This window comes from Streptomyces fodineus (genome assembly GCF_001735805.1).
GTDB classification, from domain to species: Bacteria; Actinomycetota; Actinomycetes; order Streptomycetales; family Streptomycetaceae; genus Streptomyces; species Streptomyces fodineus.
The window spans coordinates 9645114-9658075 of the sequence record NZ_CP017248.1 but is presented as its reverse complement, the minus strand read 5'-3'; the positions used below and the strand labels follow the sequence as shown (position 1 = coordinate 9658075).

Annotated in this window: 12 protein-coding genes and 3 pseudogenes; 7 read left to right on the top strand and 8 right to left on the bottom strand. The window is 67.4% G+C overall.

Annotation, left to right across the window (positions count from 1 at the left end):
* Positions 1 to 169: 169 nt before the first annotated feature.
* A pseudogene (locus BFF78_RS41950) lies at positions 170 to 442 on the bottom strand (peptide-methionine (S)-S-oxide reductase); the annotation flags it as partial.
* Between the two features lie 781 nt (positions 443 to 1223).
* On the opposite strand from BFF78_RS41950, the gene BFF78_RS41945 reads away from it, so the two are divergent.
* On the top strand, positions 1224 to 2432 hold the full coding sequence (locus BFF78_RS41945; RefSeq protein WP_069783253.1) for a cation:proton antiporter: 1209 nt from the start codon (positions 1224 to 1226) through the stop codon (positions 2430 to 2432).
* A gap of 445 nt (positions 2433 to 2877) precedes the next feature.
* On the opposite strand, the pseudogene BFF78_RS41940 reads toward BFF78_RS41945, so the two are convergent.
* The 5 genes and pseudogenes from BFF78_RS41940 to BFF78_RS44365 form a co-directional block, all read right to left on the bottom strand.
* A pseudogene (locus tag BFF78_RS41940) lies at positions 2878 to 3078 on the bottom strand (IS110 family transposase); the annotation flags it as partial.
* Entirely contained in the window at positions 3014 to 3928 is a 915-nt protein-coding gene (locus tag BFF78_RS50395) for an AAA family ATPase (RefSeq protein WP_227026194.1), read from the bottom strand. The pseudogene BFF78_RS41940 and the gene BFF78_RS50395, both read right to left, overlap by 65 nt.
* A gap of 463 nt (positions 3929 to 4391) precedes the next feature.
* A complete protein-coding gene (locus BFF78_RS47135; protein ID WP_069783251.1) occupies positions 4392 to 4586 on the bottom strand; it encodes a hypothetical protein in 195 nt (64 codons plus the stop codon).
* Complete coding sequence (locus tag BFF78_RS50390) at positions 4510 to 4710, bottom strand: transposase (protein ID WP_159033165.1); 201 nt, start codon at positions 4708 to 4710, stop codon at positions 4510 to 4512. The genes BFF78_RS47135 and BFF78_RS50390 overlap by 77 nt, the downstream gene beginning before the upstream one ends.
* A complete protein-coding gene (locus tag BFF78_RS44365; RefSeq protein ID WP_079161715.1) occupies positions 4619 to 5242 on the bottom strand; it encodes a transposase in 624 nt (207 codons plus the stop codon). Before BFF78_RS44365 ends, BFF78_RS50390 begins: the two co-directional genes overlap by 92 nt.
* Before the next feature lie 343 nt (positions 5243 to 5585).
* Between BFF78_RS44365 and BFF78_RS41930 the strand changes: the two genes are divergently transcribed.
* From BFF78_RS41930 to BFF78_RS44360, 3 genes and pseudogenes are all read left to right on the top strand, one after another.
* Positions 5586 to 6863, top strand: coding sequence for a glycoside hydrolase family 16 protein (locus BFF78_RS41930; RefSeq protein ID WP_069783250.1), 1278 nt, complete (start codon positions 5586 to 5588; stop codon positions 6861 to 6863).
* 79 nt (positions 6864 to 6942) lie between these two features.
* Positions 6943 to 8145 (top strand): glycoside hydrolase family 64 protein, encoded by a 1203-nt coding sequence (locus BFF78_RS41925; RefSeq protein ID WP_069783249.1) that lies wholly within the window; start codon positions 6943 to 6945, stop codon positions 8143 to 8145.
* 263 nt (positions 8146 to 8408) lie between these two features.
* Positions 8409 to 8588: pseudogene (locus BFF78_RS44360) on the top strand (MerR family DNA-binding transcriptional regulator); the annotation flags it as partial.
* Between the two features lie 544 nt (positions 8589 to 9132).
* Here BFF78_RS44360 and BFF78_RS41920 read toward each other — a convergent pair.
* Positions 9133 to 9345, bottom strand: a complete 213-nt coding sequence (locus tag BFF78_RS41920) for a hypothetical protein (RefSeq protein ID WP_069783248.1) — start codon at positions 9343 to 9345, stop codon at positions 9133 to 9135.
* A 107-nt stretch (positions 9346 to 9452) separates the two neighbouring features.
* Between BFF78_RS41920 and BFF78_RS41915 the strand changes: the two genes are divergently transcribed.
* The 3 genes from BFF78_RS41915 to BFF78_RS48900 are packed head-to-tail and all read left to right on the top strand — an operon-like array spanning position 9453 to position 11946.
* The gene (locus BFF78_RS41915) at positions 9453 to 11423 is read left to right on the top strand and encodes an NACHT domain-containing protein (RefSeq protein ID WP_069783247.1); all 1971 of its coding nucleotides are present in this window, start codon (positions 9453 to 9455) and stop codon (positions 11421 to 11423) included.
* Positions 11423 to 11797, top strand: a complete 375-nt coding sequence (locus BFF78_RS48905) for a hypothetical protein (protein ID WP_227026087.1) — start codon at positions 11423 to 11425, stop codon at positions 11795 to 11797. Before BFF78_RS41915 ends, BFF78_RS48905 begins: the two co-directional genes overlap by 1 nt.
* Positions 11798 to 11808: 11 nt before the next feature.
* Positions 11809 to 11946, top strand: coding sequence for a hypothetical protein (locus tag BFF78_RS48900; RefSeq protein ID WP_227026086.1), 138 nt, complete (start codon positions 11809 to 11811; stop codon positions 11944 to 11946).
* Between the two features lie 610 nt (positions 11947 to 12556).
* Here the strand turns inward: BFF78_RS48900 and BFF78_RS41900 are convergent.
* On the bottom strand, positions 12557 to 12760 hold the full coding sequence (locus BFF78_RS41900; protein ID WP_014670069.1) for a cold-shock protein: 204 nt from the start codon (positions 12758 to 12760) through the stop codon (positions 12557 to 12559).
* Between the last annotated feature and the right edge of the window lie 202 nt (positions 12761 to 12962).

Genomic DNA, 12962 nt, shown 5'->3' with positions numbered 1-12962 from the left:
ACTCTTCCCGTGGCGATGGCTGCGGGAACGGGCACGGAATTCCGGCGAGTCCGTAGGCCCCAGGCGCCCTCATGCCTATCCCACCGAGGCCGTACGCCCCGTCCGCGATGAGAACAAGAAGCGCGTCGAGGCAGCGGTCCGTGGCTGCGCTGGGCGGGCGACTTCAGGGGAGACCGACGTCGTTACCCTGGCGGTTCTTCGTAGTCGGATCGTGGATCTGGAAGAAAAACTCCAGCAGCGTGGGAAAGTCGGTCTGGTCGTGATCGAGTGTGATCTCGATAGCCTCGGCGTGTGTGCCGTGGTTGCGGTGCATGGCGTTGGGCACGTTACCGCCGGTGTAGCCGACGCGAGTCCCCGTCACTCCAGGCAGGCGGCGAATGAGATCCTGCATGCCCCAGAAACATCCGCCTGCCAGAACGGCTCTCTGTGTCCGTCCTGTCATCTCATTTCTCCGCGCCTGTAACCCAAGACGCAGGTGGCGCCCACTATTCCATGCCACTCTCCTGTGTCACACGGCATTGCTCCTATGGCAGACGGGAAACAACCTCTAGATGTTTGCCGTACTCGAGCATTGTCCCTCCTTCCGGTCGAGCCGGAAGCGCGGGCTGGCGCATCTCATCACCGGGCTTCGCTTTCGGACGACCTGCCACGTTTCTGATTCGCTTACGGATTCCGCGCATCGCAACGGGCGCGGACAGCGGATTGACGCCCACCAGACAGGCTCGCTGACAAGGGGCCAGTGACGACGAGGCCCGCTACTGGATGCCCCAGAGCATGACCGGACATCGCGTAGATACCAGCGCCGTACGTCCGCGCTGCCCGCCCCCGCGCGGGAGGCCCGGGACGCCGGGCTGGGCTGGACCGGCTGCTGGCGTTCGCCGTGGAGTCCCGTTCCGGGTGGCCGTGGGGGTGCGCGAGGGGCGATTGGTCTGGCCCGGTCTCCCCCAGGAGCTCACCCGTCGTTACCCGCGCAAGGCGATTGTCCTGCCGTATCACTATGCGGTGGCCGCGGTGTTCCGGGGTGACCAGCCGGCGCCGACCGCGGGACTGGACCGAGGCCGCAGTCCCGCCTCGCTGGCACGAGCCCCTGCTCGCCGAACTGCGCGGAGCAGACCTGTCGGAGCGGGGAGACGCGCCGGTTGGTTCTTCGACCGGCCATAACACCCTCGGATGGGGCAATCTAGGTCAGAACCTTGCCCCGCCGACCGGCCGCCGGAGTCGCGATGTCGTACGACAACCTGGTCATCGTTCTCGCGGTAGCCGCCGGCGTCCCCTTCCTCCTCGCCCTCGTGCCCCGCGTCCCTCTCCCGGGCCCGGTCCTCGAGATCGTGGCTGGCGTCGTTCTTGGCCCGGCCGTGCTGAATGTGGTGCAGCCGGACGCCACCGTTCAGGCCTTGTCGATCATTGGACTGAGCTTCCTGTTGTTCCTTGCCGGGCTCGAGATCGACTTCCAGCAACTACGCGGGCCGTGGGCGAGGCTCGTCGGTATTGGTCTGGCCGGCACACTTGCGCTGGCCGCAGCCGTCGGCTGGATGCTGCACATTGCCGGGTTGTTCGAGAGCCCGCTGCTCCTGGGCACCGCGCTGGTGGCCACGTCTGTGGGACTTCTGGTCCCGATCCTCGAGGACGCCGGCGCGGTCGACCGGCCAGTTGGCCAGCTGACCATCGGTGGAGGCTCGGCAGGTGAGATCAGCGCTGTGGTGTTGCTGTCGCTGTTCTTCTCCGAGCATGCCTCGGGCCCGGCTTCCAGGCTGCTTCTCCTGCTCGGCCTTGCCTGCCTGATGGTGCTCATCGTGGTGGCCTCAATACGCGCAGGACGCTCCATGTGGCTGTCCCAGACGGTAATGAACCTGGCGGACACGAGCACTCAAGTCCGGGTCCGCTTGACAATGGTTCTGATCGTTGGTCTATCCGCGGTCGCCCTGCATCTCGGATTCGAGGCCGTTCTGGGTGCCTTCATCGCAGGGGCCGTGCTACGGCTGGTCGACCCCGACTCCAAACAGACGCACCCGCAGTTCCACGTCAAACTGGAGGGCCTCGGCTATGGCTTTCTCATCCCGGTCTTCTTCGTGACGAGCGGCATCCAGTTCGACCTCGGAGCCCTGTTCGCGGACGCCGGAACGGCGCTGCGGGTACCGATGTTCCTTGCCGCGCTCCTCCTCGTTCGTGGAGTGCCCGCATTGGTCTACCGCAGCGCCGGCCTCTCGCGCGCCGAGGTCATGGCCAGCGGACTCTTGCAGGCCACCTCGCTCCCGGTCATCGTGGCTGCGACGACGATCGGCTTGAAGTTGGAGGCGATCCTACCGGCTAACGCCGCCGCGCTGGTGGCGGCAGGCCTTCTGTCAGTGGTCGTGTTTCCTCTGACGGCCTTGCCATTGCTGAACCGTTCACGGGGATCCGCAAGATCGGGGCCCGAGAAGGAGGCGGATTGATTCGTCGCGACCGCCCACGCGCGGCGCGGGCACCCCCGGTTCCGGAAGAACGTCGACCAGGCGCGGGACCGTGCTCCGGCTCACGGCCGCCCCAAAGACGCGGGCCAGGCAGGCACCGGCCCGGTCCGCCAGGGCAGACCGCTACCCGCAGCCCGAGAGCGCTTCGTCTGCCGCAGGGACCAGATGCTCTCGAATGGGTTGAGGTCGGGGGCGTAGGGCGGCAGGTGGGCGGCAAGGATGAATTGGCCGGATTCGCTCACGTTATGCAGCCGCCGCAGAGGTGTGTCGCCTCGACCAGAGCCCAGATTCTCTGCGATGACCGGACCAGGTGTGAGGTTTATGCGTGCTCATCCGGTATTGGGTAGCCTTGTGGCCCGTGCAGCTGAATGTTGTGGTCCCTTTGGTGGTCACTTTCGTCGTGGCGGCAATGGGTTACTGGGCGGCTTAAGAGGGCGGGCTCACCGCCGACCATATCCACGGCCCAGGTCACCTGGTCACCGAGGGCGAGTACGGCGTCGAGGGGCTTGAGGAGCTCCGGCTCGTCGTTGACGACACGACGGAAGAGCAGCGTTTCGCCGCTTTCATTGAGGACCAGGCAGCGGTGGTGGGTCTTGCCGCTGTCGATGCCGGCCCAGATCCGGTTCATGGAGCTCCAGACGCCGTGTGGGCGGTTGGTGCCACGGACGACCTCGCGGCATGGCCTTACACAGCGATCTGCTCGCACTTCCCAATCTGGCGGCCGCGTCTTGGGGCGCCGGGCGGCCAAGCCACTGCAGCCACGGCCGGCAGCCAACTAAGAGCCGCACCCGATGCCCCTGGGCGGCCCAACCATACGAAGGGCTCGACCATCCCGTCCCTGGAACGTAAGGCCATCTGAGACGCTCAGCGACCACAACCGCCACCTTGTCAGGGTCGGACGGAGTGGCCAAGAAAATCGAACACATGCTTGAATCTGGCCACTGCGCGCGAAAGGCTTCCTGTTCGTCTTCCTCGGTGAGGTAGCGGATGATCCTCAGCAGCCGGTTCCCGTCCGAGGAGTCCAGCTCGCGCTGCGCATCCCTCAGCGGTGCCAGGTAGACGTGCGCGATCTGGTCGCGCTTGTCGGGTTCAGCGTCTGGACCGTCCACCGGACCCACAGTCACGGTCGGACGCATTTGCTGCCGGGCTTCGTCCCGCTTGTACGTCGTCGTGTAGGCAGCCTGGTTTGATCCCACGTCGAGGGCAGCTATGTAGTGGGCCCGCTGGGCTGCCGTCAGTCCGTCGTACGTCGCTCGGAACTGAGCCTCCTGGCCTTCGCGTCCGTGGGACAGATCAACCTCATCGAACCAGCGCGTCGAACGACGGTTCAAGGGCGTCGTGGCCAGCCTCAGCGCTTCGATCACGTTGGACTTGCCGGAATTGTTCTCCCCAACGAGGAGCGTGATGCCGGGTTGAAAATCGAGTTCGAGGTCATAACACGACCGGAAGTTCTTGATACCGAGCTGCCGCAGGTACATTCCGGCCTTCGGTTCGTCGTGACTCACTAACGCGCCCCCGCTAATCCATGAAGCCATTCTGCAAAAACGGCTACCTGCACCATGCGTCACATAGAGCAGCCCTTGCGCACTTTGGCACGTGACCCACAAGGCGTTCAGGCGAACCGGCCGGTAACACAGAGTGGCTTGGGTCACGTTGCGTTGTCGCCAGGCTGGCCACGACCGGTCACGCTGCGCATCCCCTCGAACAGCCCCCCTAGCCCCAATGCCGTTGCTTTACGTGGTTGCGGGTTGGGGTCGTTCGATGCGGACTGCTTGGGCGCCGGTGTGGGTGGGTTGGGGCCAGGTGTGGTGTTCGGCCCGTTTGAGCCGGTAGTTGGACATCTTGCGTTTGACGACGCGGGGCTGGCTGCGCAGGCGTCTGGGTGGCAGGAGGCGTTCGAGCAGGTCGCGCTGGAGCAGGACGAGGGTTCTGACCAGCAGGTCAGGGGGAAAAACTGCCCGGCGTGAGGGTCACGCTGCGCCGGGCGGAGCGCAGGGTTTCGGTGAAGGAGATCCGGTCGGCATCCAGGCCCCGGGTGGCAGCGGTTCTCACCATCAGCTCACGCAGCGAGTGGTGGACCAGCAGGTGCGCCCAGATCTGCTGTAAGACGCCGTCGGGGGTCTTGCTGCTCAACACGATGCGGGCGCCCCCGTTGATGGGTCTTCAGCTCAGCGAAGACGGCTTCTGCCTCCCAGCGTTCGTAGTAGAGCGCGGCCAGTTGGCGGGCGGGATAACGGCGGGCATCGAGCAGGGTGGTCACCAGCCGGTAGTCCCCGGCCGCCCGGCCGGTGCCGTGCAGCTGGTAGGCCACCACCCGCACCGTGACCGGATCGGTGTGGGAGCGGGTCGCTGGTGGCGTGGATACGCGAAAGCCAGGATCCGTACCGCAGCATCCGCTCCACGGGCAGGACCCGGTTGGCGGGCACCCGCCACAACAGATCGGCGCCGCCGGCGGTGAAGGCCCGCCACAGCGGCACGCCCAAAAACTCCCGGTCGGCCAGGACGAGTTGACCGGCGTCGCAGGAGCGCGGCAGGCGGCTGACCAGGGTGACTTCACCGGTGCGGCAGCCGGCCAGCTCCGCGTCCAGTACGAGATGGGTGCACACCTCGATCAGGCAGGCCAACCGCACCTGGGGAAAGCAGGACTTGTCGTGGCCGCGACTGTTTCCGGGACGGCCGAAGGCGGCCTCGTTCGCCGGGCCGTCGGCCACGTCCCAGCAGGTGCCGTCCACCGCCAGCAACCGCAGCCCGCGCCAGAGTGTCTTCTGTCCGAATGCGAATGGCGATGTCATGCGCGGGTTCGAGTGCGGCCCTTGTGTGCGAATGCGGCCACATCGCCGGAATTGGCCATTCCGATGGGCGTCCAGCGCGGAGCCGCTGCGCTTAAGGGAGGCCTAAACACTCCTTAAGCGACCTTGAGTCTCGAGTCACTGTGCAAGTAACCGCAGTTCAGGCGGTGTTGAGCGCGCCACGGACAAGTTGGCCGAGGTAACCGTCGTGCGTACTATCGGGGTCCACCCGCGGCTCACCGCAGTCGAGAGAGCGCTCTCAAGCGGAACGCTCTGCCTCCTCGTCCGCGGCCCGCCGTACGGGCGGAACCACCTGAATCCCCCAAGACAAGGTGTCATCCCAGCCATGGCAGCTCATCGCGCTCGGCGGTGGACGCTCGGCGGACTGGTCTCACTGGTCGCCGCCGCTCTCGTCACCGCCGTCCTCATCACAACGACCGGTTCCGGCGCGAACCGGGCCAGCGCCGCACCCACCGCGGTGACCTGGTCCGACGCCTTCGACGGCAGCGCCGGAAGCGCCCCCGACCCCGCCAAGTGGACGCTCGAGACCGGTGGTTCGGGCAACGGCAACCACGAGCTGCAGTACTACACGCCGGGCAACCGGAACGCCGCCCTGGACGGCGAAGGCCACCTGGTGATCACGGCGCGCAAGAACACCGACTCCGGACTACAGTGCTGGAACGGGACGTGCCAGTACTCGTCGGCCCGGCTCAACACGGCCCGCACCTTCAGCCAGGCGTACGGCCACTTCGAGTCCCGCATCAAGATCCCGCGCGGCCGGGGTGTCTGGCCGGCCTTCTGGATGCTCGGCAACGACCTCGGGAGCGCGGGCTGGCCCAACAGCGGCGAGATCGACATCATGGAGAACGTCGGTCACGAGCCCGGCGTGGTCCACGGCACCATCCACGGCCCCGGCTATTCCGGCTCCGGCGGCCTCGGCGCCGCCTACACCCTGCCCGACGGCAAGGCGTTCGCCGACGACTTCCACGTCTTCGCCGTCGACTGGAGCCCGACGGCGATCACCTGGTCGGTGGACGGCCACGTCTACGAGACCCGCACGCCGGCCGACCTCGGCGGCAAGAAGTGGGTCTACGACCACCCGTTCTTCCTCATCCTGAACCTCGCCGTCGGCGGCGACTGGCCCGGCAGCCCCGACTCGGCCACCTCCTTCCCGCAGACGATGACCATCGACTACGTCCGCGTCTCGACCTCCGACACGGGCGGCTCGACCGGGTCGACGGGCAAGCGCGGTGCCGTCAAGGGCATCGGCGGTATGTGCGTCGACGTCGCCGGCGCCTCCACCGCGGACGGGACGCCGATCCAGCTGCATGACTGCACCGGTGCCGACGCCCAGAAGTGGACGCTGGGCGGTGACGGCACCGTCCGCGCGCTGGGCAAGTGCCTCGACGTGCGCGGCGGTTCCACCGGGGACGGCACCCCCGTCCAGCTCTACACCTGCAACGGCAGCAAGGCCCAGCAGTGGACCTACACCGCCGCCCACGACCTGACCAACGTCGGGGCGGACAAGTGCCTGGATGCCACGGGCGGTTCGGCCGCCGACGGCACTCGGCTGCAGATCTGGACCTGCGGCGGCACCGCCAACCAGAAGTGGACCGTGGGCTGACCCGCAAGGCGGACGACCCACCCCCACCAACCCCCCACTCGCCTCCTAGAGGCACATGTACCAACGAAAGGCACGGCACATGGCAGCACGTCACCAGCGCAGTCTCACCCGCCGCAAGCTGTTCTTCGCCCTGGGCGGAGCGGCGGTGGCCGCCCCCGCCGTCGCGGCCCTCGGCCCCTACGCCCTCGCCGGTACGGCGGACAACGGCACGAAGGCCGCCGCGGCGGGCGCGCTGCCGCTGACGATCGTCAACGACAGCGGCTCGTTCGACAACACCTCGGTGCACGTCTACATCGTCGGCAACCAGGACGGGAAGCAGGTACGGGTCACCCCTGACGGCACCCTGGCCCCGATAGCCCTGTCCGACAACGGCGCGGACGGCTTCACCGACTACGCCCTCTCCCTGCCCGCGAGCGGAGACGCCACCCTCAAGCTCCCCTATATGTCCGGCCGCATATACGTGTCGCTCGGGCAGAAGCTGAAGTTCAAGGTCGTCAAGGACGGCAACGGAAACCCGGCACTGCAGTACCCCGCCGGCTGGGTGACCTCCGACCCCAACTACCGCGTACTGCACGACTGCGCCGAGTTCACCTACAACGCCGCGGGCATGTTCTGCAACACGACCATGGTCGACATGTTCAGCGTGCCGATGAGCATCCGGCTGACCGGAGCCAAGGACCAGACCACGGGCACCCTGCGCGACGGCGGCCGGGCTTCGGTGTTCAGCGCGGTCAAGCAGGTCGCGGAGTTCGCCCCGCTGGTCGTCGACGACCTGCGCGTCATCGCTCCCGGACACGGCCTGGACGCGGGCCTGTTCGCCAAGGACTACTTCGCCCCGTACATCGACCAGGTGTGGAGCACCTACACCGGGCAGGACCTCAAGATCACCACCAACGCGGGCACCTTCACGGGCCGGGTGCGCGCCGACAGGTTCACGTTCGACGGTCCGGCCCCGGTCACCTTCGGCAAGCCGTCCACCCGCGACGTCCTCTTCTGCGACGGCAACCTCGCCGCACCGAACGACGGCACCACCGGTCCTGTCGCCGCCGTCCTGGGCGCCGGCTTCAACCGCTCCACCCTCCTCAGCAACCCCGACCAGCCCGTCACCGACGCCTCGGCCTTCTACCGGACCGACCTCACCAACCACTACGCGAAAGCCATCCACGCGGCGACCCAGGACGGCAAGGCCTACGGCTTCGCCTTCGACGACGTCGCCGACTTCGCCTCCTACATCCAGGACACCGCGCCCACCGGAATCCGGCTGACCCTCACACGGTTCTGACGCGCGCCTTGTCGCGAACCGGATCGCGCCGCTGACACCGGCCGATCCGGTCCGCGCCCGGCGGAGGGCCCCATCGACGGCACCTGGACGGCATCTCCCGCCTCAGCGCTGTGCCGGCCCCCGGTGACCAGCACGGTGTTCCGGACCTGATCGGTGGTTCGCTGCCTGCTCGGTTCAGTCGCCCTCATGACCGCCACGCCAGACTTTCGCATCGACGTCAAGGTCAAGCCCGCGGCCGGGGCAGGTGGGCGGGAGGGAGCGGCATGCGGATCGGGGAGCTGGCCAAGGCCACCGGGGTCAGCACCCGCTCGCTGCGCTACTACGAGGAGCAGGGCCTGCTGCCCGCCGAACGACTCGCCAACGGCTACCGGGAGTACGACGAGCAGGCGGTCTGCCGGGTCGCCTTCATCCAGGACCTCTCCCGCGCTGGCCTGTCCTCCGAGCCGAGCGTCACGCGGACGTCGTCGTCACCCGGACGTCATCGCTTCCACGCTGACAACGCCCTGCTCACGGCCCTAGGCTCCGTTCCGTGGAGACGTTCTGAGGTGTTTCCCGGGCCCGATGCGGCGACCGTCACCCGGGTCACCGACGGACTGCCGACTTCGAGTTTGCCCAGTTCCCCGTCAAGTCTTTGTGTTCAGCTCGCCGCGTCGTTGTTGGCTACTTCTCTGTCGGCGGCCATCACTGGGCTCATGCGCCGAGCAGGCCAAGGCGGCGGTTCGGCGACCGTGCAGGGCACGGTCCTCAGTACGGCGCACGGCCCAGGCAGCACCGCTGTCAGCGCATCGACTACACCTCACGTGCCCGAGGCTGCGGCCGTGTTGATCGTCGCACTCCGGATCACCCAACCAGGGCAACCTGCCCTTTGTAGGCCAGAACTGACACCCCGACACACGCGTCGTGCGACTTCTCGTCGGGTAGATGCACCCGGCCCGGTGATCTCATGACCGCGGAGGACAAGCGTCGCCGCGCAAGGCCGGCCCGGCCTCAGCCGACCCATGACACGATTATGCCGATGGCGGTCAAGGCGAGGGAGAAGGAGCCCGCGCACATCACGGCTGCTCGGCAAAGTGTCTCGGAGAGGGAACGCCCGTCCCGGCGGGCGAGTACAGCGGCGGCGACGTCGAGCAGCATGGACAGCAGGAGCGCGATCATGATGCCGCAGACGAGAACCGCGACCGAGAGTGCGGAATGCTTCATTTCGGCCTTCCGATCCGGGTAGTTGGATACCGGGAAGGTGCCGCCGGAAACGTTCGGCGACGTTCAGCCTGAACGCGGCCGAACGCGTTCGCGCAGGGGAGGCCACCATGTCGGCGTCGGAGGAACTCGCGCGGCGGCTGACAGCCCTCTACACGAATCCGAGCAACAAGCACGCCAACCACGAGAGTTTCTGCATACGGGCCAAGGTAGGGCGCACGACGTTGAGCACAACGCTCCATGGCCGGACCGTGCCGAGTGAAAGGGTGCTGCAACGGATTCTGGTGACGCTCGGCGTCAGTGCCGAGACACGCGAGCAACTGCTTGGTCTGCGTGAGGCGGCAGCCCGGGAGCGTCGGAACACGGACGAAGAGCGCGCGGCTGTCGACCCGTCGCTGACACCGGCACTGATGGGAGTGCTGCGACGCCAACAGGAAGAAGGAGTCCGTTTCGACTGGCCCTGGCGCGCCCGCCGCTTGCCCGTGACCTCGGAGCTCTACGTTCCCATCGAGGTGTCTTGCAGCTCCGTGGCGGACGGCCGGGACCTGCCGCAGCCGGCGGACGAGCTGCTGTGCGCCGCACCGCCCGGTCACATGCTGATCCTCACCGCTGAGGCGGGCGGGGGAAAGTCCACCCTGCTGCGCCAGATCTCGGCATTTCTGTCCGCGCGCCATCTACACGCTCCGGGGCATGCGATCGACCCGGTGCCGCTGCTGGTCCAGGCGAGTGCCCTGGACCAGCAGGGCCGGACAATCGAGTCGGCGCTGCTGAGCGCGGCTGGCATCGCGGTGCCGGAATCCGGCTTGGACGCACTGGCCCCCCATGGGGTCCGGTGGCTGGTGATGGTCGACGCCCTGGACGAGGTGACAGATCGCTCGGAGCAACGCGCCTTGCCGGCCCGCCTCATCGACTTCGCCGGGACACACGCGGACCGAGTCAGTCTGGTGATCACCACTCGGGCTCTGGAATCAGGCGGCGAGGTTGAGGGCCTGCGAAGGCTCGGCTGTGAGACCGGCTCGCTGAAGCCCTTCGACAGCACGCGGCTCGACAGGTTCGCGCAGGGCTGGTTCCGCGACGACCCCAAACTGGGGGACAGCCTGACCGACCAGCGGGAGAGGCTGGAGCGCGCGGGGCTGCGCGCCACGCCCTTCCTCGTGACGTTGACCGCAGGGCTGATCGAGGCGAGCCCCGGCCGCTCCCTGCCGGCCAACAGCTATCTCCTCATCGAACAGTTCCGCGCGGAATTGCGCGGGCGGCGCTCGAATCGCACCACAATGTTCTTCAGACACATGGACCACGCCGGCACCATGACACCGGAGGCCCTACGCGCGGTCCGCTCCCTCACCGATGCCATCGATGAGCTGGTGGGACGGGTGGCCGTGGCGCATGTCCTGGATGGTGTATCCGACCTGTCGGGGCATGTACTGCGTCTGCTCGACGACGAATGCGGACCATTGCATGCCCTGACTGTGCCGGGAGGGGCCGACCACGTGCGCACGGCTCTGCTGGACACCGGTTACTTCCTCGACGACGCCCATCTGCGCTTCGCACACCGGCGGTTCGCCGAACACCTGGCCGCGGAGCACCTGGCGAAGGACGTGCCCGTCCCCTTCGACCCGGCGCAGACCGTCTGGCGAGTGCGGGTGCGCAGGGCCCTGCGCGACCACATCTGGACCCAGGTACTGATCCACTACGGATTCCGGTCGCAGCCGCGGGCCGCGCCCTGCTCGACTGGCTCCAGCAAGGCAGTGAGCCGTGGCGACAACTTGCCGCCCGACTGCTTGCTTTCGGTGTTCCGCACGACGACGGTCACATCGACAGCTTCATCCTCAGCCTGCGCACCTCCCCGCGACACCACCTGTACAACTGGTGGTCGCTCGCGGAGTTCCTCCCGCACGACAGAATGCGCGAGCACCTCCGACGCGTTGCGCTGGCTGAGGTCAACGAACTCACCCATCGGGCACTTCGCCTCCTGTTCCGCGACGACCCCGACCTCGTCCGCTCACGGCTGTCCGACCTGCCGGCGCACACACGCGACCCCATCGTCCGCGCCTGGCACACCGTGCTTGCCGCAAAGCTGATGCCTGACGTGCCGATCGTTGCGGAGAGCCTCGCGCAGTGCCTGTCCGAGGACGACGTGTCCATCACCACCCGGATCAGCCTGGCCGGCGCGCTCGCAATGATCGTGCCGGGGCACAAGGCAGCCACAGGCTTGCTGCGGGCCACGGCGACGGAGTACACCAGGCCAGCCGGCTTCGGCACCTATCCAGACGCCGCCGAGGTTAGGTACCAGGCGGCGAAGCACCTGGCGGGGCTGGTGACCAACCTGCTCAACCTCAAGATCGCTCTGCTGTACGCCGCCCTACTTCCGCAGTTCCTGAACCCTCAGGCGGGTCCGGCCTGGAAGCAACTGCTCCAGCTCGGCGGTGTCAGATCATTGTGGGGATCACCGTGAACGCTGTGATCATGTTGGGTGCAGCACGCGTGTCCGGGTTTCTGGCCGCCCGGCCCCGCGTCATGACCGCTCAGCGGTTCACGGCAGGCGGCCTGCTCGGCATCTTCGCTCTGCGCACCGCACTGTCCCGCACCCCCGTCTCCACCTGAGCCATGCCTTCGTATCCGTAACACGGCCGCATCCCGGCCCGGCTCATGCAGTGTGAGGGCCATCCCCGCGATCACATTGGTCGCCACATCGACGAACCACCCACGGACACGGGCCGCGTCCAACCTGATTCGGCGGGCGGGTAGTTGAGGGGTGGGGCGGCGGTGAGACGTGAAGAAGCTCTTGGTAGACGGGTTCACGACCAAGATCGCCTGTCCGACGGGCCGGGCGGCCGACGCGGCGAGGTCGGTCGCTTTCTGCAGCTGTGCCGGGCCCAGCTGGGCGGGGACGGCCGGGCGCTTGACCTTGGCGGCGGCCCACGCGCGGGCTTCGGCGTCGGTGAAGAACAGCACCCGCGTCTCGCGGGCGGTACCGCCGATGACGACCTGGGCGCCGCCGTAGTGCTTGGTGGAGGGTGGCGAACTGCTCGCAGACCTCCCACAGGATCGGGCACGTGGTTGTTTTGGCGACCTGAGTGTCAAACAACGGGTGTCCCTTTTGCCCGTCCCAGGCCAGCGCCCGGCCGCACCCCGTAGTCAGATGAACCGTCGTGCGACGGTAAGGGCCCGGCGTCCCGAAGCCGGGATGCCGGGCCCCCTTACCGGGGCGCGATCAGGCGGGGCGGATGTTCTCAGCCTGCGGGCCCTTCTGGCCCTGCGTGACGTCGAACTCGACCTTCTGGCCCTCCTGCAGCTCGCGGTACCCCTGGCTGGCGATGTTGGAGTAGTGGGCGAAGACGTCGGGGCCGCCGCCCTCCTGCTCGATGAAGCCGAAGCCCTTCTCGCTGTTGAACCACTTCACTGTGCCCTTGGCCATGACTGTCTCCTTTGAGGGAAACCGGGCACGCACGCTGCGCGACCGGGAGGTGATCGCCCTGGTCCGGAGAGGCGCTGAACAGCAAGAACGCCCGTGAGGCGATCACGGGCGAACGGAACTTCGGAACCACGACTGCTGATCACAACGCTATAACGGCATGACGGAAGCCGCTAGCGAAAACGCGCCAGCATCCGGCCCGGAA